18 protein-coding genes are annotated in these 19,731 nt (G+C 70.7%); 6 read left to right on the top strand and 12 right to left on the bottom strand.

What is annotated here, in order from left to right; all coding sequences use genetic code 11:
* Positions 1 to 19 precede the first annotated feature (19 nt).
* Genes ACMW4R_RS09555 through ACMW4R_RS09530 form a run of 6 tightly spaced genes read right to left on the bottom strand, consistent with a single transcriptional unit; the run spans position 20 to position 4,357 of the window.
* The gene (locus ACMW4R_RS09555; RefSeq protein ID WP_418299762.1) at positions 20 to 847 is read right to left on the bottom strand and encodes an SseB family protein; all 828 of its coding nucleotides are present in this window, start codon (positions 845 to 847) and stop codon (positions 20 to 22) included.
* Positions 831 to 1,577, bottom strand: a complete 747-nt coding sequence (priA, locus tag ACMW4R_RS09550) for a bifunctional 1-(5-phosphoribosyl)-5-((5-phosphoribosylamino)methylideneamino)imidazole-4-carboxamide isomerase/phosphoribosylanthranilate isomerase PriA (RefSeq protein ID WP_058615273.1) — start codon at positions 1,575 to 1,577, stop codon at positions 831 to 833. The genes ACMW4R_RS09555 and priA overlap by 17 nt, the downstream gene beginning before the upstream one ends.
* Before the next feature lie 46 nt (positions 1,578 to 1,623).
* Positions 1,624 to 2,274, bottom strand: a complete 651-nt coding sequence (gene hisH, locus ACMW4R_RS09545; RefSeq protein ID WP_058615274.1) for an imidazole glycerol phosphate synthase subunit HisH — start codon at positions 2,272 to 2,274, stop codon at positions 1,624 to 1,626.
* Positions 2,271 to 2,885, bottom strand: a complete 615-nt coding sequence (gene hisB, locus ACMW4R_RS09540) for an imidazoleglycerol-phosphate dehydratase HisB (protein ID WP_058594902.1) — start codon at positions 2,883 to 2,885, stop codon at positions 2,271 to 2,273. The genes hisH and hisB overlap by 4 nt, the downstream gene beginning before the upstream one ends.
* Positions 2,882 to 3,967: a histidinol-phosphate transaminase gene (locus ACMW4R_RS09535; RefSeq protein WP_418299761.1), complete on the bottom strand. Its 1,086-nt coding sequence runs from the start codon at positions 3,965 to 3,967 to the stop codon at positions 2,882 to 2,884. Before ACMW4R_RS09535 ends, hisB begins: the two co-directional genes overlap by 4 nt.
* A gap of 39 nt (positions 3,968 to 4,006) precedes the next feature.
* Positions 4,007 to 4,357 (bottom strand): LysM peptidoglycan-binding domain-containing protein, encoded by a 351-nt coding sequence (locus ACMW4R_RS09530; protein WP_058615275.1) that lies wholly within the window; start codon positions 4,355 to 4,357, stop codon positions 4,007 to 4,009.
* A 258-nt stretch (positions 4,358 to 4,615) separates the two neighbouring features.
* On the opposite strand from ACMW4R_RS09530, the gene lexA reads away from it, so the two are divergent.
* The 4 genes from lexA to ACMW4R_RS09510 all read left to right on the top strand — a co-directional run bounded on the left by lexA (position 4,616) and on the right by ACMW4R_RS09510 (position 9,450).
* Positions 4,616 to 5,305, top strand: a complete 690-nt coding sequence (gene lexA, locus ACMW4R_RS09525) for a transcriptional repressor LexA (protein ID WP_013583385.1) — start codon at positions 4,616 to 4,618, stop codon at positions 5,303 to 5,305.
* An 83-nt stretch (positions 5,306 to 5,388) separates the two neighbouring features.
* Positions 5,389 to 6,396 (top strand): hypothetical protein, encoded by a 1,008-nt coding sequence (locus tag ACMW4R_RS09520; RefSeq protein WP_418299760.1) that lies wholly within the window; start codon positions 5,389 to 5,391, stop codon positions 6,394 to 6,396.
* 94 nt (positions 6,397 to 6,490) lie between these two features.
* Complete coding sequence (locus ACMW4R_RS09515) at positions 6,491 to 7,513, top strand: hypothetical protein (RefSeq protein WP_418299759.1); 1,023 nt, start codon at positions 6,491 to 6,493, stop codon at positions 7,511 to 7,513.
* 44 nt (positions 7,514 to 7,557) lie between these two features.
* Complete coding sequence (locus ACMW4R_RS09510; protein WP_418299758.1) at positions 7,558 to 9,450, top strand: S9 family peptidase; 1,893 nt, start codon at positions 7,558 to 7,560, stop codon at positions 9,448 to 9,450.
* A 59-nt stretch (positions 9,451 to 9,509) separates the two neighbouring features.
* Here ACMW4R_RS09510 and zapE read toward each other — a convergent pair whose 3' ends face one another.
* Entirely contained in the window at positions 9,510 to 10,490 is a 981-nt protein-coding gene (gene zapE / locus ACMW4R_RS09505) for a cell division protein ZapE (protein ID WP_418299757.1), read from the bottom strand.
* A gap of 106 nt (positions 10,491 to 10,596) precedes the next feature.
* Positions 10,597 to 12,114, bottom strand: a complete 1,518-nt coding sequence (hflX, locus tag ACMW4R_RS09500) for a GTPase HflX (RefSeq protein WP_058594909.1) — start codon at positions 12,112 to 12,114, stop codon at positions 10,597 to 10,599.
* An 88-nt stretch (positions 12,115 to 12,202) separates the two neighbouring features.
* Here hflX and ACMW4R_RS09495 point away from each other — a divergent pair, with 88 nt between their 5' ends.
* A complete protein-coding gene (locus tag ACMW4R_RS09495) occupies positions 12,203 to 12,847 on the top strand; it encodes a class I SAM-dependent methyltransferase (RefSeq protein ID WP_418299756.1) in 645 nt (214 codons plus the stop codon).
* Positions 12,848 to 12,995: 148 nt separating this feature from the next.
* Here the strand turns inward: ACMW4R_RS09495 and dapF are convergent, their stop codons facing one another.
* Genes dapF through miaB form a run of 4 tightly spaced genes read right to left on the bottom strand, consistent with a single transcriptional unit; the run spans position 12,996 to position 16,814 of the window.
* Entirely contained in the window at positions 12,996 to 13,850 is an 855-nt protein-coding gene (dapF, locus tag ACMW4R_RS09490; RefSeq protein ID WP_058628639.1) for a diaminopimelate epimerase, read from the bottom strand.
* Between the two features lie 41 nt (positions 13,851 to 13,891).
* A complete protein-coding gene (locus ACMW4R_RS09485) occupies positions 13,892 to 14,344 on the bottom strand; it encodes a GNAT family acetyltransferase (protein ID WP_058594912.1) in 453 nt (150 codons plus the stop codon).
* Positions 14,341 to 15,270: a tRNA (adenosine(37)-N6)-dimethylallyltransferase MiaA gene (gene miaA, locus ACMW4R_RS09480; RefSeq protein ID WP_418299755.1), complete on the bottom strand. Its 930-nt coding sequence runs from the start codon at positions 15,268 to 15,270 to the stop codon at positions 14,341 to 14,343. Before miaA ends, ACMW4R_RS09485 begins: the two co-directional genes overlap by 4 nt.
* A complete protein-coding gene (gene miaB, locus ACMW4R_RS09475) occupies positions 15,267 to 16,814 on the bottom strand; it encodes a tRNA (N6-isopentenyl adenosine(37)-C2)-methylthiotransferase MiaB (RefSeq protein WP_418299754.1) in 1,548 nt (515 codons plus the stop codon). Before miaB ends, miaA begins: the two co-directional genes overlap by 4 nt.
* A 178-nt stretch (positions 16,815 to 16,992) precedes the next feature.
* On the opposite strand from miaB, the gene ACMW4R_RS09470 reads away from it, so the two are divergent.
* The gene (locus ACMW4R_RS09470; RefSeq protein WP_418299753.1) at positions 16,993 to 19,581 is read left to right on the top strand and encodes a LuxR C-terminal-related transcriptional regulator; all 2,589 of its coding nucleotides are present in this window, start codon (positions 16,993 to 16,995) and stop codon (positions 19,579 to 19,581) included.
* Positions 19,582 to 19,731: the final 150 nt, after the last annotated feature.

Raw genomic sequence — 19,731 nt, 5'->3', positions numbered from 1 at the left:
CGTCGGAGTGCTGTGCGGGTCAGGCGTCGGAGCTGCGGTGCAGCTTCACCGTCAAAGAATCGACGAGCACGGCGATGCGATCGTCGGCGGACCAGCGGCGCGCGATGCGCGCCAGCACGGCGTCCAGCTCTTCCTGCTCGAGGCCCGACATCAACTGCAGGTGCACGACCAGCTCGGGCCCGCGCAGGCGGCCCGTCGGATCGCCCGACTCGACCGCGAGATCGAGCACGGCGAGCTCCCCCGAGATGCTCTCCTGCAGCCCGGTGAAGATCGTCGGCGACGTGTGCGCCGGCTCCCACGGCTCGCCCTGGGCGATGGCCCAGACCGCGGGGCGGCGCAGGACGAACTCCGTCTCGGAGGCCGGGTCGATCACGATGAGCTCGGTGTCCTCGGACGCCGCGGCCAGGGCCGTGCGGCGGCCGTCCGCGGGGACGGGGCGGGCCGTGGCATCCCATGCCTGAAGAGCCGCGACGGACGTGAACACGGGCAGCACTTTGCGACCGTCGGGGGCGGCCACCGTCACGATCGACAGCTCTTGGGTCTTGTCGACCTCGAGTCCGTGCGGCCCGACGCCGTGATCGCCCTTCTCAGCGACGAGGGGGATCAGGAGGCGCGCTTCGCGGTACGCGTCGACCACCGCGCGTGCATCGCCGTCCCCCGTGCGGAACGCGAGCAGGGCCGCCAGCAACGCGGGATCGGCGGAGCCGTCGTCGCCCGAGTGGGGGTTGGCCTGAAAGCTGCGCCCCTCCCAGGGGACGCCGGCCGAGTCCGCGTGGGCACCGTGCGCGCCGTGCGCCTGAGAACCGTGCGCGTGGGCGCCGTGCGGATCGTCAGTGTCCGGCGACATCCAGTGCCTCGGCCAGCGTGAACTGGCCCGCGTAGAGCGCCTTGCCGACGATCGCACCCTCGACGCCCAGCGGCACGAGTTCGCGGAGCGCCGCGATGTCGTCGAGGCTCGATACGCCGCCCGAAGCGACGATCGGCTTCGGCGTGCGCTGCGTCATCTCGCGCAGCAGCTCGATGTTGGGGCCGCGGAGCGTGCCGTCCTTGGTGACGTCGGTGACCACGTAGCGGCTGCAGCCGGCGTCCTCGAGGCGGTCGAGGACGGTCCAGAGGTCGCCGCCGTCGCGGGTCCACCCGCGCGCCGCGAGCGTGGTCCCGCGGACGTCGAGACCGACGGCGATCGCTTCGCCGTAGCGGTTGATGACGTCGGCTGCCCACTCGGGGTTCTCGAGCGCCGCGGTGCCGAGGTTGATGCGGCTCGCGCCGCTCTCGAGTGCCGCCTCGAGCGAGCGGTCGTCGCGGATGCCGCCGGAGAGCTCGACCTGCACGCCCTTGACCTGCTTGATGACCTTGCGCATCACGTTCGCGTTGCTGCCTCGACCGAAAGCCGCGTCGAGGTCGACGAGGTGGATCCACTGCGCGCCCTGGCGAGCGAAGTCCGCCGCGGCGTCGACGGGGTCGCCGTAACTGGTCTCGGTGCCGGCCTCTCCCTGGGTGAGGCGGACGGCCTTTCCGTCGGCGACATCGACCGCCGGAAGCAGCACAAGTTCGGGCGTGGACGCGAAATCGTTCATGGCTCCTCGGACCCGTCGGCGCATCTCGCCGAGCCTGGGCACGAGGTCACACAGTAGTCGTGCGCAGCCCGTCGATCCAATTGGCGAGGAGCCGGATGCCGGCTTCGCCCGACTTCTCGGGATGGAACTGCGTCGCCGACAGCGGCCCGTTCTCGACCGCCGCGAGGAACGGCGCCCCGTAGGTGCACCAGGTCAGGACGGGCTCGGGGAACGGCGGGGTGACCTCGAGCGACCACTCCTGCGCCGCGTAGGAGTGCACGAAGTAGAAGCGCTCGTTCTCGATCCCGTCGAACAGGCGCGAACCGGCTCCGGATGCCACGGTGTTCCAGCCCATGTGCGGGAGCACCGGAGCCTCGAGCTCGGCGACGGTACCGGGCCACTCCCCCAGACCCTCCGTGTCGGCCCCGCGCTCGATGCCGCGCTCGAACATGACCTGCATGCCCACGCAGATGCCGAGAACCGGCCGACCGCCGGCGAGACGCCGGTCGATGATCTCTCCGCCGCGGCTCTCGTTCAGGGCACCCATCACCGCGCTGTACGCGCCGACACCCGGGACGAGCAAGCCGTCGGCGTCGAGCAACAGCGAGCGGTCGGAGGTCAGTCGCGCATCGGCACCGGCCTCGATCAGCGCTTTGACAGCGGAGTGGACGTTGCCGGAACCGTAGTCGAGGACAGCGACGAGCGGCCTGGACGTCACAGTGCGCCCTTGGTGCTCGGAATGCCGTCGACCAGCGGGTCGAGCGCCTTCGCCTGGCGGAACGCCCGCGCGAGCGCCTTGTACTCGGCCTCGGCGATGTGGTGCGGGTCGCGCCCCCCGAGGACGCGCACGTGCACCGTCAGACCCGCGTGGATCGAGATCGCCTCGAACGAGTGCCGAACGAGCGAGCCGGTGAAGTGACCACCGATCAGGTGGTGCTCGAAGCCCGCGGGCTCGCCCGTGTGCACGAGGTAGGGGCGGCCACTGATGTCGACGACCGCCTGGGCGAGCGCCTCGTCCAGGGGGACCAAGGCGTCGCCGTAGCGTGCGATGCCCGACTTGTCGCCGAGCGCCTGACGGATCGCCTGCCCGAGCACGATCGAGGTGTCTTCGACGGTGTGGTGTGCGTCGATGTGCGTGTCGCCGGTGGCGCGCACGCGGAGGTCGGTCAGCGAGTGCTTGGCGAACGCCGTCAGCATGTGATCGAAGAACGGAACCGTGGTCTGGATGTCACTGGCACCGCGTCCGTCGAGGTCGAGCTCGAGCTCGATGTGCGACTCGCTCGTCTCTCGCGTGAGAGAAGCGGTGCGGGGCGTGGCGGGGCCGGTCATGACCGCGATCCTACCGAGGCGAGGGCATCGAGGAACGCGGTCGTCTCGTCGGCCGTGCCCGCCGTCACGCGCAGGTGGTGCGCGATACCGACGTCGCGGATGAGGACGCCGCGGTCGTACAACGCCTTCCAGGTGGCGGCGGGGTCGGCGACACCCCCGAAGAGCACGAAGTTGGTCCACGACTCGTGCGCCGAGTAGCCGAGAGCCGACACCGTGGCCGAGATCCGATCGCGTTGAGCGACGATCTCGTCGACCATCGACAGCATGGTGTCGGCGTGGCCGAGCGCCGCAGTCGCCGCAGCCTGGGTGAGAGCACTCAGGTGGTACGGGAGCCGCACGAGGCGCAGGGCGTCGACGAACGCCGGGTCGGCGGCGAGGTAGCCCACTCGCGCACCGGCGAAGGCGAAGGCCTTGCTCATGGTGCGCGAGATGACGAGTCGAGGACGACCGGGCAGCAGGGTGACAGCGGACGGCTCGTCGCGGGGCGCGAACTCCTGGTAGGCCTCATCGACGATGACGATCCCGTCGGTCGCGTCGTAGACCGCCTCGACGACGTCGAGTCGAAGCGGCGTCCCCGTGGGGTTGTTCGGCGCGCACAGGAACACGATGTCGGGACGCTGCTCTCGCACCTGGGCTGCGGCCGACTCGGGGCTGAGCGTGAAGTCGTGCGCGCGGTCTCCCGCGATCCAGCGCGCCCCGGTTGCGCGCGTGAGGATCGGGTACATCGAGTAGGTCGGCGCGAAGCCCATGGCCGTCCGTCCGGGCCCGCCGAACGCCTGCAGGATGTGTTGAAGCACCTCGTTCGATCCGTTGGCCGCCCAGATCTGTTCGGGCGTCAGGCCGTGACCGAGGTAGCCGGCGAAAGCCTCACGGAGGCCGGTGAACTCCCGGTCGGGATACCGGTTGACGTCGCGCAGCGCCCGGGCGACGGCATCCAGGATGTCGTCGGCCACTTCCGCCGGAACGGGGTGCGTGTTCTCGTTCACGTTGAGGGCCACAGGCAGAGCGGCTTGCGGAGCGCCGTAGGGCGTCATCCCGCGGAGGTCATCGCGGAGAGGGAGGTCGTCGAGGCGCACAGTCACCTCACCAATGGTAGGCCGCCGCGACGATCAGCCGACGCCTCAGGGCGCGGCGAGGTATTCGGTGGGGATGGCGATGCGCTGGCCCGCCGAGACCGCTCCGCCGTCGAGGGCGTTCAGGCGCGAGATCTGCGCCACGACGTCGCGGGGATCCGCCTGGGGAGCCACGTCTTCGGCGATCGACCAGAGGGTCTCGCCGCTCATCACGGTGATCTCGGCGAACGAGCCGCTCGGAGCGCCGCTCTCGCTCGACGCGAGCGCGGACCCGCCGCCGACGACGGCGATGGCGAGAGCGACCACCACGGGCAGCGCGGCGAGGAACGCCACGACGCGACGACCACGTGCGGTCAGACGCAGGCGAGTGGTGGGGGCGGTGGGGGTGATGCTGCTCATGGTGTGCTCCTTGGTGGGGAGAGATTCGCACCCCACCCTCGGCCGGGAGGGCGGTGGTGCGAATCTGTATTCCGAATCTATCTTCGATACTTTCGAGTGTCAACACCGGCTGTGATCGGAGACGAATCGAACGCGACACGCGTGAGGCTCCGTGTCATTCGGGTCGTCAACCGGATACGGTTTCGACACGGAGACCTCATCACCAACCTCCGACATTCGAATTTCCGCCGCAGAACGCGCGGCGCGAGGGGAGCTCAGATGACCGACGCGACGACCGCCGCCGGCCGCGAACGACCGCAGACCCGGCGGCGCAAGAACCTCAGCGACAAGCAGCTCGCGATCCTCGAGGTGATCCAGCGCTCCATCGCGCGGCACGGCTACCCGCCGAGCATGCGCGAGATCGGCGACGCGGTCGGACTGAAGTCGCTCTCGAGCGTCACCCACCAGCTGAATCAGCTCGAACTCAGCGGCTACCTGCGCCGCGATCCGGGCAAGACGCGCGCGATGGAGGTGCTCATCGACCTGCCGGGCGCCGCCGCCGAGAACCCGGCCGACACCGCCCCGGCGCTGGGTGACGCGGCCCTCGTCCCCCTCGTCGGACGCATCGCCGCCGGGGTCCCGATCACGGCCGACCAGCAGGTCGAGGAGATCTTCCCCCTCCCCCGCCAGCTCGTCGGCAAGGGCGAGCTGTTCATGCTCAAGGTGTCGGGCGACTCGATGATCGATGCCGCGATCTGCGACGGCGACTGGGTGGTCGTGCGCTCTCAGGCGACCGCCGAGAACGGCGAGATCGTCGCGGCGATGCTCGACGGCGAGGCGACGGTCAAGACCTTCCGCCGCCGCGACGGTCACACCTGGCTGCTCCCCCGCAACAGCGCGTTCGAGCCGATCCTGGGCGACGAAGCCGTCGTCCTCGGCCGCGTCGTGGCGGTGCTGCGCGCGGTCTGACGCCCTCTGGCGGCGCGGCCCGGTGGCGAGTCCGGCGCGCCGTGATGTCTCCGTGGCACGGCCCGACCCACGACAATGACGCCATGCCTGACGGACACCTCTCCCTCGCGCCGAGCCTCGGCAGCGCCACGCCGAAGGCCCGGCTGAGGATCCGTGCCGTGGCATCCGTCGTTCTGCTGGCTTTCGCGGTCCTCGCGGTGCCCCTGGCCCTCGTCGCGGCGTGGGCGCGACTTCAGCTCGTCGACGAGGATGCCTTCGCGGCGACGCTCACCCCCCTTGCCGCCGACCCACGAGTGCAGAGCCTCGTGATCGACGAAGCGACGAGCGCCATCACCGGATCACTGGACGCGTCCGCGTCAGACGCCGCGGTGCCACCGACCGCGGCGCGGGCGCTGGAGCTTCTCGGCCGCCCGACCGCGGCGGCGGCGCGTTCGCTCACGGAGCGCGCCGTGACGGAAGTGGTCCGCTCGGACCGCTTCTCGAGCGTCTGGGCCGCGGTGGTGCGCACCTCCCACCGCGCTCTCGTGTTCGGAGCGACGTCGGACGGCGGCGGCATCATCGTGCTGACTCCGGACGGCCTCGGGATACAGGTCGGCGGGGTGGTGTCGGCGATCACCGACGAACTGAGTCTGCAGGGCTCCCCCGTGGCGGCTCTCATCCCGAGTGTCGATCGCGTGGTCATCGTCGGCGACGGCGCGCCGTTGCGCGTGTTGCGCGCCGGCTACGTCATCGCCACCGCGGCGGGCGTGCTGCTACCCGCCTTGGCGGTGGTCCTCCTCGCGGGCGGAGCCCTCGTCGGACAGCGAAGAGGACGTGCGATCATCGGCACCGGACTGGCGATCGCCGTCGGTTCCGGAATCCTTCTGATCGGTGCGGCTGCGGCGCCCGACGTCGTCGCCCGCACCGCCGCCGCCAGCGGTCTCGATCCCGCGGGCGTCGCCGCCATCGTCCGCCAACTGTTGACGTCACTCGTCGGGTCGTCTGGCGTGGTCTTCGCCGCGGGGGTCCTCCTCCTCGCGGTCGGCGTCATCGTCGCACGGCGCACGAACCGGACGGGCGCCCCGTTGAGCCCGGCCGGGCCGAGCAGCTGAGCATCCGACGTCGACGCCCGGCGATCTTGCGACGACCACGGATGGCCGCATCCGGCCGTTACCATGACCGAAAGCGCAATCGGAAGCGAGCCCCGTGTCTACCAACCCCGCCCCTGGCGATCCTTCTTCCGCCGAGGGCGACACCGCGGCACCCACCGCCCTCGGCCCCGCCGAGCCGGCACCCACCGAGACGCGCGCTCCCGGCGATGACCACGCGCCCGCCCCGCGATCGCGGCCCCGCCGCAGCACCGTCATCCTCGGTTCGGGCCTCGCACTGCTCGTCGTCGCCGCAAGTGCGGGGTTCTTCTGGCTCAGCGCGCAACTCGCTGCATCCCAAAAGCAGATCATGGATCAACAGCAGCAGATAACCGACCAGCAGCGTGAGCTCGAGGAGCAGCGGGCGCAGCTCGATCGCAAGGAGCAGTTCGGCGCGGCCATGCAGGAGCTCTATGCGACAATCGATCCGCTCGTGGGCCTCCCGTACGCGTCGCTCGTGCCCTGGAGCGAGGTCGAGGGGTTCGCCCACAGCGCCTGGGTGCACCGGGAAAGTGTCGTGACGATGGAACGTGACATCACCGACGTCAAGATGTTCACGACGAAGCTGGCCAACCGCGTGGAGGCCGCGCGCTCCATGGCCTCCACGAACGCGACGGGGAGCCCGTGGGAAGCCGCGCTCGACTCGCTCGGTCACGGGTGGGTGACCATGACATATGACGAGAGCAACCGCCCGTGCGGCCTCGAGGCGATGGCCTGCGTCTCGAGCGCGGATCCCTTCGTCGTCCACGTCAGCAGCGACACCCGCGACACCTCGACACTGACGGACTGGATGCGCACCGGAGTCGCGTACCACGAGTACTCGCACGTGCTGCAGTTCACCAACCCCGAGGCCACGGCATCCGCACTCACCGCCTTCGGCGGCAATGCGGAGACGATGGCGGACTGCTACGCGCTGACCTTCCTCGACGGGTGGACGTTGGACCACGTGGTGCCCATCGACAGCTCCTCCTACTGGGAGGTGAGCGTGGGCTACGGCTACACGTGCGACGATGCGCAACGCCAGGTCATCCGTGACTGGGTGGGAAGTCTGGGCGTGCAGAAGCGCACCGTCTCGCAGTGAGCACGGGCGAGGCGGGTGTCGGCGCCCCTCCTTAGAGTGGATCCATGGCAGACACCCTCCCCTACGGTTCCTGGCCCTCACCGATCACACCCGAGTCGGTGGCGCAGTCCTCGCCGCGTATCGACGGCGCACGGCTCGTGGGCGACGAGGTGTGGTGGGGTGAGTCCGTGCCCGCCGAAGCGGGTCGCGTCGCGGTGAAACGGCGTCGCGTCGACGGAACCGTCGAGACCGTGCTCCCCGCTCCCGCCAACGCCCGCTCCGCGGTGCACGAATACGGCGGAGGCGCGTGGACGGCGTCCGACGACGGTGAGCTGTTCTACGTCGAGAAGACCGACCAGCGCGTCTACGCGCTCCGACCAGGCGGCACGGCGCGCCCCCTCACCCCCGCCGACGAGGCCGTGCGTCACGGCGGCCTCGGGTTCGAGCACGGCGTCCTCCTCGCCGTCCGCGAGACCCACGGTTCCGACCGCGTCCCCGCGCGGGCGATCGTCCGCATCGCCGTCGACGGCGAGGGTTCCGGCGAGGTCCTCGCCGCCGGGAGCGACTTCCTCGCCCAGCCCGCGCTGTCGCCCGACGGACGACACCTCGCCTGGGTCGCGTGGAACCACCCCGACATGCCGTGGGACGCCACGATCATCCGCGTCGCCGACCTCGATACGGGCACGGTGCGCGACATCGCCGGCGGCGCGAATCGCGCTCCCCTGCAACCGGTCTGGATCGGCGACGACGAGCTGCTCTACGCCGACGACCCCGACGGTCGGTGGAACCTGTTCCGCCACCCCCTCGACGGCGACGCGCAGGCGGTCGCCCCCGCCGACGCCGACACCGGCGGTGGGCTCTGGGTGCTCGGGACGCGCTGGTTCGGCGTCACCGACGACGGACGCATCGTCGCCGTGCGGACCGACGGCGGCGACGAGGTCGTCGAGATCGCCCCGTCCGGGGTCCGTCCGCTGGAGGTCCCCGCCGTCGCGGGCGCCGCGGTCGACGACGCACGCGGTACGCGGGTGCTGGTGTCGGGAGCCGACGCGGGCGGCCGCTCGGGCCTCTGGCTCGTCGACCTCGCCGCCGGCAGCGTCGACCTCGTCACGGGCGGAGCAGGCTCATGGGGAGACGAATGGATGCCGACGGCCCGCGCCCTCGAAACCGAGGGGCCGCACGGCACCGTGCACGCCTTCGCCTACGCGCCGACCAATCCCCAGGTCACCGCCCCGGACGACGAGCGGCCGCCGTACGTCGTTCTCGTCCATGGTGGTCCCACCTCGCACGTCGGACCGGCCCCTTCGGCGAAGACGGCGTTCTTCACCAGCCGTGGGATCGGCGTCCTCGACGTGAACTACGGCGGTTCCACCGGCTACGGCCGCGCCTACCGGGATCGACTGAAGGGGCAGTGGGGCGTCGTCGATGTCGATGACGTCGCGGCCGCAGCGTCCGCTCTCGCCGACGCGGGACTCGCCGACCCCGATCGCCTCGCGATCGCCGGAGGCTCGGCGGGGGGCTGGACCGTGCTCGCCGCGGTGACGAACACCGATGTGTTCTCGGCCGGCATCTCCCGCTACGGCGTGGGCGACGCACGCGCGCTGGCGGAAGACACCCACGATTTCGAGGCGCGCTACCTCGACGGGCTCATCGGCGCCCTCCCCGACGCCGAGCACGTCTACATCGAACGATCCCCGCTCACTCATCCCGAGCGGTTCCGCGTTCCCCTGCTCATCCTGCAGGGCTCGGAAGACCGGGTCGTCCCTCCCTCGCAGGCCGAGGCGATCCGTGACGCCCTGGCGGCCCACGGCGTGCCGCACGCCTACGTGCTCTACGAGGGCGAGGGACACGGTTTCCGCCGCGCGGAGACCGTGATCGACTCGCTCGAGCGCGAACTCGGGTTCCTGGGCGCCGTGTTCGGTTTCGAGACACCGGGGGTCCCCGTACTCGATCTCGGCTGAAGCCACCGGAACTTGCCGGCATCCCCGCCAGGCACCGCACCTCGACGTGGCGGCGAGGTTCAGCCGCGGCGCAGTAGGCGCAGGCGACTGGCCATGCGGAACGCGTCGGGTCGTCCCGCGGCACGCGACAGGAACGCCTCGAGGTCGACCGCGGAGTGCACGTCGAGGCGCACGTCGGCGTCCACGAGGACGTCGATGAGGTTCATGAACCGCTGCTGGGCGGCGGGGCCGACCTCGTCCAACGGTGGCACGTCGGTGAGCGTCCAGTGCCGATGGACCGCGCTCCAGTGCCGATACTCCGCGGGTGTCACGGGCGAGTCGCACAGCTGGGGGAACGTCGCGATCAACGAGCGCTCAGCGGCCGACGTGACGGTGAACACGCGATCGCGCACCGACAGCCGCTTCGGGGCGGTCAGAGCAACCGGGGGCGAAGCCGTGGACCACACGCCGGCTCGAAATCCTGACGTGTGGTCCGACTCTCGCGTGCGATAGTCCACGGCCCCGTCGAGACGCACCACGTCGAGATGAGCCTCGAGAAGGGCGATGCCGGGAACGAAGAGGTGATGCCAGACGGGGTCGGGCAGCAGGTCTCGCGGCGCGTAGTTCGACGTCGCTACGAGCGCGCAGCCGCGCTCCGCGATGCGCTCGAGGAGACGCGTGAGCAGACGGGCATCGCCCGGATCGTGGACGTGGAGCTCATCGAAGAACACCGCTCGACTCCCGCCGATGACGTCATCGAGCGCCCGGGTCGTGGCATCCGGCTCGCTCCGGTGCGCCTGGATCCGGCGGTGAAGGTCGTCGAAGAAGCCGTGGAAGTGCACCCGCGTGGCGCGGCCGTCCGGGAGAGCGGCGAAGAGCGCGTCGGCGAGCCAGGACTTTCCTCGACCCGGGGGGCCGTACACGTAGACCCCGCGCGCGGCGCCCCCGGCGAGAGCGCGCGCCATCTGTCCGAGAACCGCGCGTTGCGCCGGGGCGAGCTCGAAGCCCTCCTCACGCGCGCGCGACTCGACCGCGAAGAGCAGCGGGTCGGGCGATGACACCTTCGAAGCGTGGCACGTCCCGCGAGCGCGCGCTGCGCCGATGCTCCACCGTCGAGAGGCCCCGTGAGGGCCGGGACCCCCGCGCCGAAGCGCGGGGGTCCCGGGATCACGCCGCGTACGGCTCGAGTTCGGCCGCCAGTCGCGCACCCACGTGCGCGTGCAGGAAGGTTCCGGTCTCACGGTGCTCCTGCGCCACGATCAAGCCGCTCTCGTGGACCGCCGACACGAGGTCGCCGCGGTCGTACGGAACGACGGCCTGCACCTCGACGGCGGGAAGCGGAAGCGCCTCCTCGATCGCGGCGCGAAGCTCATCGATGCCCTCTCCCGTGCGCGACGAGACGAAGTGCGCTCTCGGGGCGAGCCCGCGCAGCACGAGGCGATCATCGTCGCTGACGAGGTCGGCCTTGTTGAACACGACGATCTCGTGGCCGAAGTCGGCCTCGACGTCGCCCATCACGTCACGGACCGTCGCGAGCTGCGCGGCCGGGTCGGGGTGTGACGCGTCCACGACATGCAGGATCACGTCGGCGTCGCCCACCTCCTCCAGCGTCGAGCGGAAGGCCTCGACGAGCTGGTGCGGCAGGTTGCGCACGAAACCGACCGTGTCGGTCAGCGTGTACACGCGACCGTCGGTCGTCTCGGAGCGGCGGACCGTGGCATCCAGGGTGGCGAACAGCGCGTTCTCGACGAGGACGCCGGCGCTCGTGAGGCGGTTGAGCAGGCTCGACTTGCCGGCGTTGGTGTACCCGGCGATGGCGACGGACGGAATCGTGTGGCGCTTGCGCTCGGCACGCTTGGCTGCCCGCGCGGGGGCGAAGTCGCGCAGTTGCTTGCGCAGCAGCGCCATCTTGGTGCGGATGCGACGGCGATCGAGCTCGATCTTCGTCTCACCCGGACCGCGCGATCCCATGCCCGCGCCGCCCGCGCCGACCTGTCCACCGGCCTGCCGCGACATCGACTCACCCCATCCGCGCAGACGCGGAAGCAGGTACTCGAGCTGAGCGAGCTCGACCTGGGCCTTACCCTCGCGGCTCTTCGCGTGCTGGCTGAAGATGTCGAGGATCACCGTCGTTCGGTCGATGACCTTGACCTTCACCACGTCTTCGAGCGCACGGCGCTGACTGGGCGCCAGTTCGGTGTCGGCGATGACGGTGTCGGCGCCCACCGCGGCGACGATGTCGCGCAGCTCCTCGGCCTTTCCCCGACCGACGTACGTCGCCGGATCGGGATGCGGTCGACGCTGGAGCACACCGTCGAGCACGACCGCGCCGGCCGTCTCGGCGAGCGCGGCCAGTTCGCGGAGGGAGTTCTCGGCATCCGCCTGATACCCCTGCGGGTGCACACCGACGAGGACGACGTTCTCGAGCCGCAACTGGCGGTACTCGACCTCGGTGACGTCCTCGAGCTCGGTCGACAGACCGGGAACGCGACGCAGCGCGGCGCGCTCCTCGCGATCCCATTGATCGCCGTCGGTGTTGCCCCCGTACGCCGTTGCGGCGTCCTGGAGGGCCTGTGCTGCACCGAAGACCCGGACCCCGCGGTGCGCTTCGGCGCGCGACAGCACGCGGTCCACCGGGTCCACCGGGGCCGCGTCCGTGTTCGGGGGTGTGGTCTGTTCGGTCATGTGTTCCTTTCGTGGGCGGGCTCTCCCGCTCGTTCTCGCACTTTAGTCGTCCCCGGCGTCGGGGAGCCGGGTCCGTTACTCTGTCAGAATGGGCAGCGAGCACTATTTCAGCGCGTCGCCGTCGAGTCCCGAACAGCTCCGCCGCCTCCGTGTGACGCTTGCCGGTCGTGACCTCGAGGTCGTCACGGCAGGCGGAGTCTTCAGTCCCGACCATGTGGATGCCGGGACCTCGGTGCTCCTCGCCAACACGCCGCCCCCTCCCGCCGGTGGGCACTTCCTCGACCTGGGGTGCGGGTGGGGTCCGATCTCGCTGTCGCTCGCGCTCGCGTCACCGCACGCGACCGTGTGGGCGGTCGACGTCAACGAGCGTGCTCTCGATCTCGTGAGGCGTAATGCCGAGTCACTCGGCCTCACGAACGTCAACGCCGTGCGTCCCGAGGATGTTCCCGAGGACGTCTCGTTCCGCACCATCCGCTCGAATCCGCCGATCCGCGTGGGCAAGAGCGAGCTGCACAACATGCTCGAACACTGGATTCCGCGCCTGTCCGAGCGGTCGGACGGGTGGTTCGTCGTGCAGCGCAACCTGGGCTCGGACTCGCTGCAGCGCTGGCTCGCCGCGACCTTCGCGCCGGGCTACAGCGTGCACCGCGCGGCCACCGGACGTGGCTTCCGCGTGCTGCGCGTGCGTCGCCACGGTTCGCCGCCGAGCGAGCCGATCGACGTCATCGCCTGACACGGCGTCTGTCGGCGCGACCGGATGCCGAGGCGATCGGCCACGGCCCGAGACCTCGCGCGGTCTCGCGACGCGGTCTCGCGACGCGGTGCCGCAACGCGGTGCCGCCACGTGGTCTCCGCGAGCGCGGAACGCCCGCACGCTGCGCTCAGGCCAGCGCGACCTCACCCGTGAACACCAGTGACGCGGGGCCCGAGAGGAACACGTGCCCCCCGGCCACCCGAACGCCCAGGGTGCCGCCCGGAGTGTCGACCGTCCAGACATCGGGCGCGGCAGCGCCTGCCCAGTGCCGCACGGCGAGCGCGGCCGCGGCGACCCCGGTGCCGCAGCTCAGCGTCTCGCCCACTCCTCGCTCGAACACGCGAAGGCGGATCGCTCCGACGCCCTCCTGAACGAGCGGATCGGCCGGAACGACGAACTCGACGTTCGCTCCGTGGCGCGGTGCGGGGTCGAGGACGGGCTGGTAGGTGAGGTCCAACGCTTCGAGCTCGGCATCAGATGCCACCGCCACCACCACGTGCGGGTTGCCGACATCGATGCCGACACCCGGACGCGCGACGGGAAGTCCCTTCGCACGGACGAGGGTGTCGTCGGCCTCGATCGCGAAGGCGCCGAGGTCGACCTCGTAACCGCGTTCGCTGCGCGTGAGGGTCTTGACCCCCGCGCGGGTGCCGATGCGCAGTCCCCCGTCGAGGCTCGCGAGCCCCGTGTCGCTCAAGTACCGGGCGAAGACGCGCGTGCCGTTGCCGCACATCTCTGCCTTGGACCCGTCCGCGTTGCGGTAGTCCATGAACCACTCGACTCCGGATACCACCGCCTCGGCGCCCTCGTCGATCGCTGCCGCGCGGACGACACGCAGCAAACCGTCGGCTCCGATGCCGAAGTGGCGGTCGCACAGTACCGCGACCTGCTCGTCGCGCAGCTCGAGTTCGCCGTCGGGGTCGGAGATGATCACGAAGTCGTTGCCCGTGCCGTGGCCCTTGGTGAACGCGATGGTCGACATGACTCCAGTCTAGGGACGCGGCTCTCTGGGACGCGGCAGAGTCACGCCGTCGGCGCGGGCGGACCGCCCGGGCCATCGACGATGAGCCGTTTGCCCGTGGCCCAGGTGTCGAAGGGCTCGTACCCGAGGGCGTCGTAGAACCCCCGGGCTCCGGTGTTGTCGGGCCGCACCATGAGCTGCACCTTCGGGCACCCCATCGCCTCCAGCAGACGCTCCGCCTCGGCGACCAGCGCCGCCCCGAGGCCCTGACCCCGGTGCGTGCCGGCCGTGGCGAGGTAGTACAGCCATCCGCGATGCCCGTCGTACCCGGCCATGACGCTCCCCACGACGGAGTCCCCGTCGACCGCGACGAGGAAGAGCTCGGGCTGGACGGTGAGCTTGCGCCGGATGTCGGCGCGCGGATCGTTCCACGGCCGGGTCAGACCGGCTTCCTCCCACAGCGCGACGACGGCGTCCTCGTCGGCGATGTCGAACACCCGGATCTCGACGGTCACGATCGTTCCTCTCGTTCAGCGGCCAAGGCCGTGGCATCAACGGTTCGGGCGTCGACCCACCGCGCGTCGGCGTACCGGCGGAACCACGAGACCTGGCGTCGGGCATATCGGCGGGTGAGCGCCTGCGTCTCGGCGATCGCCTCGTCGCGGGTGAGGTCACCGCGCAGCTGAGCGAGGGCCTGGGCATAACCGATCGCGCGCCCGGCGGTGACTCCCCGCTCGAGGCCTTCCGCCCGCAAGGCCTCGACCTCGTCGACGAGACCCGCAGCCCACATCTGCTCGACACGGGCGTCGAGAAGCGGGACGAGTTCCTCGCGGTCGATCGACGTGGCGACGATGCGGGTCTCCGGATGCCAGAACTCCGGTGCCTCGGGGAGGGCGCCGCCGTGCGTCTCGCCGCCCTGCGCGAGGACCTCGAGCGCACGCACGACACGGCGTCCGTTGCGGGGATCGATGCGCTCGGCGGCGACCGGATCCGCTTCGCGCAAGCGCGCATAGAGGGCTCCGGAGCCGTGACGTTCCAGCTCGTCCTCGAGCGCGGCGCGGAGGGCCTCGTCGCGCGGGGGGAAGCGGAAGTCCCACAGCACCCCCGAGACGTACAGGCCCGATCCCCCCACGAGGATCGCGTCGGCACCACGGGCGTGAATCTCGCGGACCGCCGCGCGCGCGGCATCCTGGTACCACGCCACCGCGGCCTCGTCGGTCACCGCGAGAGCGTCGAAGAGATGATGCGGGATGCCACGGCGCTCCGCCTGCGGAAGCTTCGCGGTACCGATGTCCATGCCGCGATACAGCTGCATCGCGTCGGCGTTGACGATCTCGGCCGGACGGCCGCGGGCCGCGAGCGCCTCCGCGAGATCGAGAGAGAGCCCCGTCTTGCCGGTCCCTGTGGCACCGACGACGGCCCACAGGGCCGGGGCGGTCACACGCCGACGCGAAGGGTGGGAAGACCCAGTGACACCGCGCGCGGGGCTCCGCTTTCGCCCGCGGGCGTCGGCACCCCGCACGACTCGGCCTGCGAACGGTCCCACGCATCGCCGGCACGCGTGCGACGGATCATCAGCGGGGCGCCGTCGGGTGCGTCGGCGAGGAGGTGGAAGGGCGCGGCGTGCGTCACCGTGACCGACACGACGTCGCCGGGACGAGGAACGGGCGAGCCCGCGGGCAGCTCGAAGTGCACGAGCCGATTGTCTTCGGCGCGGCCGGTCAGGCGGTGCGTCTCGGCGTCCTTCTTCCCCTCGCCCGTCGAGACGAGCACCTCGAGGGTGCGGCCGAGCTGCTTCTGGTTCTCTTCGGCGCTGATGCGATCCTGCAGGGCGATGAGACGCTCGTAGCGCTCCTGCACGACGGCCTTCGGCACCTGGTCGGCCATGGTCGCCGCCGGTGTGCCCTCGCGGATCGAGTACTGGAAGGTGAATGCGCTGGAGAAGCGCGCCGCCTCGACGACCCGCAGGGTCTCTTGGAAGTCTTCTTCGGTCTCGCCGGGGAAACCCACGATGATGTCGGTGGTGATCGCGGCGTGCGGGATGCGCTCCCGCACGCGGTCCAGGATGCCGAGGAATTTCTCGCTGCGGTACGACCGGCGCATCGCTTTGAGGATGCGGTCGGAACCGGACTGCAGGGGCATGTGCAGCTGCGGCATCACCGCCGGGGTCTCGGCCATCGCGGCGATGACGTCGTCGGTGAAGGCAGCCGGGTGAGGGCTCGTGAAGCGGATGCGCTCGAGCCCCGCGATCTCGCCCGCTGCGCGCAAGAGCTTGCCGAACGCGAGGCGGTCGCCGAATTCGACGCCGTAGGAGTTCACGTTCTGGCCGAGCAGCGTGACCTCGATCGCACCGTCGTCGACGAGCAGGCGGATCTCGTTCAGGATGTCACCGGGGCGGCGGTCCTTCTCTTTGCCGCGCAGGCTCGGCACGATGCAGAACGTGCAGGTGTTGTTGCACCCGACCGAGATCGAGACCCAGCCGCTGTGGACGGAGTCGCGCTTGGTGGGGAGGGTGGAGGGGAAGATCTCGAGGGACTCGAGGATCTCGAGCTCGGCTTCGCCGTTGTGACGTGCACGCTCGAGCATGCCGGGGAGCGACCCCATGTTGTGGGTGCCGAACACGACGTCGACCCAGGGGGCCTTCTGCTGCACGGCGTCCTTGTCCATCTGAGCGAGGCACCCGCCGACGGCGATCTGCATGCCCGCGTGGGCGTCCTTGCGCGACTTCAAATGGCCCAGCGTGCCGTACAGCTTGCCCGCCGCGTTGTCACGAACGGCGCAGGTGTTGATGACGACCACGTCGGCTTCTGATCCGGCTTCGGCCCTGACGTAGCCGGCGCTCTCGAGCGAGCCGGAGAGGCGCTCGGAGTCGTGCACGTTCATCTGGCAGCCGAAGGTGCGGACTTCGTAAGTGCGCGGTCCGTCGCTGCCCTGCGCGGCGGGGGACGGCGCGATCAGCGTCGGGGTCGAAACGGGGGTGGTCATGATGGGAGCAAGTCTAAGCGCCGCGACTCCCCCACAGCCGTGACCGCCTGCCTCGCGAATCGGGCGCAACTCTGCGTTCGCGGGACGGACGGGAAAACGGTGCCTCGATAGCGTGGGCTCGACGCGGGTCGCCTCGCGTCCGTCCGCGTGTGCGCGGACGCGCCCTGAAGGAGAAGTCGTGCGGGAAGGCCGATCGTGGACGTGGTCCGAGCCCCTCATCGGGGCTGACCGCGACGCGACGGCCCTGGCTGGATCTCTGCTCGCGGGGACGTCGGTCATCGTGGCCGGTGCGCGCGGAAGCGGCCGCAGCCACCTCTTGCGTGCGGTCGCCGGCGACCTCGCCGCGCACGGAGTCGCCGCCGCCGTCGTCCGCCCCTCGACCGTGCTCTCGGACGTGCCCTTCGGCGCGCTCGACGCCGTCGGCGACCCACGCATCGTCGAGCTGAGACGTGGGCGTGTGCCGGACGGCGGCGTCGTCGTCCTCGTGGACGATGTGCACACTCTCGACGTCGACTCCGCGCGATTCCTCGCCCGCTGCGTAGCGGACGGTCGTGTCACCCTGCTCGCGACGCTCCTCATCCCCCGCGCCCGGGCTCGACGTGTCGACCTCGATGCCACGGGTGTCGGTCAGACCATGCTGAGTCTGTGGCTCGACGGGCTCGCCGAGCGTCTGGACCTCTCGGAACTCACCCCGACCGACAGCGAGCAGCTGCTCGCGGTGCTGCCGGGAGCCTCGACTCTGGATGCCACGATCTGCGGCGCCATCCTCTGGCGCGCGGACGGGTCTCGAACGCTGCTCCGCGAACTCGTCGCCGAAGCGGTGGGCGCGGTCGCCGGGGGTCGGGACCCCTTCGCCGCCATCCGCGACACCCCGCCTCACAGCCGTCTGTCCGTCGCCCTGAAGCTTCACACCGGAGATCTCGCCGAGGGCGACCAGGAGTGCCTCGCATTCCTCAATCGGCTGCCTCACGTCGAGTTCTCGGTCGCCACGCGGTTCGTGTCCCCGACGAGGCTCGAAGCTCTCATCACCGCAGGACTGGTGCACTCGGACCGGAGTCCGGCCCGACGATTGACCGCGAATGAGGCGATCGCGCGCGAAGCGGAGCGACAACTGGGTACAGGGCGCATCGATGCGCTCGTCGCGGCAGCCGGATCCCGCATGCTCGATGACGAGGCCGAATGGTGGTGCGCCCCCCTGGCCGTGTCGATCGCCGAACGCTGGCACCGCGGTGACGACGCCGCCGTGACGGAGGTGACGCGATCGCCCGCGCTACGCGCGCGGATCGCGCTCGATGCCGCGCGCGACGCGAACGATCGCGGTGACGCCGCACACGCCGCCGCGCACGCGGCACGGGGACTCCGATCGCTCGACTCCCCCGAGCTGCGCTTGGAGGCCGCCTTCGCCGTCGCCCTGCTCGGAACGGGAACGGATGCGGACGCGATCGACGACATCGATCCCGACGATCTCGATGAGGAGGGGCGGGGACGTCTCGCGCGCCTCCGGATCGTCGTCGCGGACCGGGGACTCGCGGTGCCGCTGTACGCCGCGACGAGGGGCGATGCGGATGCCGAGATCGAACGGTACCTCGACGACTCATCGCGCGCGGGAGCGGACTTCGAGTGGTCTCGCGCCGCGCACTCCGCCGAGAAGGCCCTCGCTCTGTCGCCCGAACGGAGCGCCACCCACCTGCGAGCGCTGCTGAGCGCCGGCATGGCGGAGACGTTCCGCGGCCGATGGCGTCGAGCGCGACAGCACTTCGACGACGTCCTGCGCATTCTCGACGCGCGCCAGCGACCCTCGGATGTGAGCGCGACGCATCGGCTCAGCGCGATCCTCGTCATGCTTGCGAGCCATCAGCTCGCCGGAGCCGACGGCGGGCCGGTCTACGCCCGTCTGGCCGGTGAACGGACGGAAGCCGCACGGGAACACGACGTCGCCGCCCTCCTGATCGCCGGGGTCGCGGCATCCATCGCCGATACGAACTTCGGCCGACCGGCCGACGGCCTGCGTGAATGGGAGTCGGTTCGCACGAAGTCCGCCGGCTCACTCTCGGGACCCGACGCAGATCTCGCCGAGCTCGGTCTCGCTGAGGCCCTCGCCGCGAGCGGACGCGTCAGTGAGGGGCGCGCGCTGCTGTCACGGATCGAGACGGGCGACGAGCTGCACGTGCGCCACGCTCGCGCGGCAGTGGAGACCACGGTGCTCATGGCCGAAGGGCGCGCGGACGATGCGCGTACCCCCGCACGAGTCGCGGCGGGCTTGTCGGCCGCGCGCGAGGTGCCGCCGGTCCGGATGCGCGATCTGTTCCGACTGCTCGTGCTGGGCGACATCACGACGTCGGAGAGCACTGAGCTTCGAACGCTCGTGACGACGACGGATCTCCCCCTCGCCATCGACCTGACCCGTCGGCTCGACGCGTGGGAGAGCGGAGAGGTGCACGACGTCACGGAAGGGCTGCGCCTGCACCGCTTCTGGTCCGCGGAGGAGGGCGGCCACGGCGCCGCGCTCGGGACGATCTCGAGGTTCCCCGTCCCGGCCCTGTCCGCGGCCCCCTCGCCGCTTCGCGACTTGACGCGGCGAGAGCGCGAGATCGCTCTGCTCGTCGAGCAGGGGCACACGAACCGCGAGATCGCCGCGATTCTCTACCTGTCGGTGCGAACAATCGAATCGCACGTGTACCAAGCGCGGACGAAGATCGGCGCCGCCACCCGCGGCGAGCTGGGGCGTCTCGTGGCGCAGTGGGAGAACCAGCAGTCCCGCGCGTGAGACGGCGCGGTCGACCTCTCGTGGACCCGAGCTGGTTGCCGCGTCCTTCGCGGCTCCCCGTCTTGGCTCTCCGTCCGGGTTCCCGTCTCGGCTCCACCTCACAACTCCTCGTCCCGGCTCCCGTTGCCGGAAGAACCGTGGGTGAGCGGC

Origin of the sequence: Microbacterium sp. S1037 (genome assembly GCF_048381605.1) — a bacterium.
Taxonomy (GTDB): Bacteria; Actinomycetota; Actinomycetes; order Actinomycetales; family Microbacteriaceae; genus Microbacterium; species Microbacterium testaceum_B.
The sequence above is the reverse complement of the archived record's forward strand: the minus strand, read 5'-3'. Positions and strand labels throughout refer to the sequence as shown.

Bases quoted from the DNA above. Each gene is read 5' to 3' on its own strand.
- hflX (WP_058594909.1), bottom strand. From the start codon at position 12,114: ATGACCGAACAGACCACACCCCCGAACACGGACGCGGCCCCGGTGGAC.
- ACMW4R_RS09495 (WP_418299756.1), top strand. From the start codon at position 12,203: ATGGGCAGCGAGCACTATTTCAGCGCGTCGCCGTCGAGTCCCGAACAG.
- lexA (WP_013583385.1), top strand. From the start codon at position 4,616: ATGACCGACGCGACGACCGCCGCCGGCCGCGAACGACCGCAGACCCGG.
- priA (WP_058615273.1), bottom strand. From the start codon at position 1,577: ATGAACGATTTCGCGTCCACGCCCGAACTTGTGCTGCTTCCGGCGGTC.
- miaB (WP_418299754.1), bottom strand. From the start codon at position 16,814: ATGACCACCCCCGTTTCGACCCCGACGCTGATCGCGCCGTCCCCCGCC.
- ACMW4R_RS09510 (WP_418299758.1), top strand. From the start codon at position 7,558: ATGGCAGACACCCTCCCCTACGGTTCCTGGCCCTCACCGATCACACCC.
- dapF (WP_058628639.1), bottom strand. From the start codon at position 13,850: ATGTCGACCATCGCGTTCACCAAGGGCCACGGCACGGGCAACGACTTC.
- hisB (WP_058594902.1), bottom strand. From the start codon at position 2,885: ATGACCGGCCCCGCCACGCCCCGCACCGCTTCTCTCACGCGAGAGACG.
- ACMW4R_RS09555 (WP_418299762.1), bottom strand. From the start codon at position 847: ATGTCGCCGGACACTGACGATCCGCACGGCGCCCACGCGCACGGTTCT.
- ACMW4R_RS09530 (WP_058615275.1), bottom strand. From the start codon at position 4,357: ATGAGCAGCATCACCCCCACCGCCCCCACCACTCGCCTGCGTCTGACC.
- ACMW4R_RS09520 (WP_418299760.1), top strand. From the start codon at position 5,389: ATGCCTGACGGACACCTCTCCCTCGCGCCGAGCCTCGGCAGCGCCACG.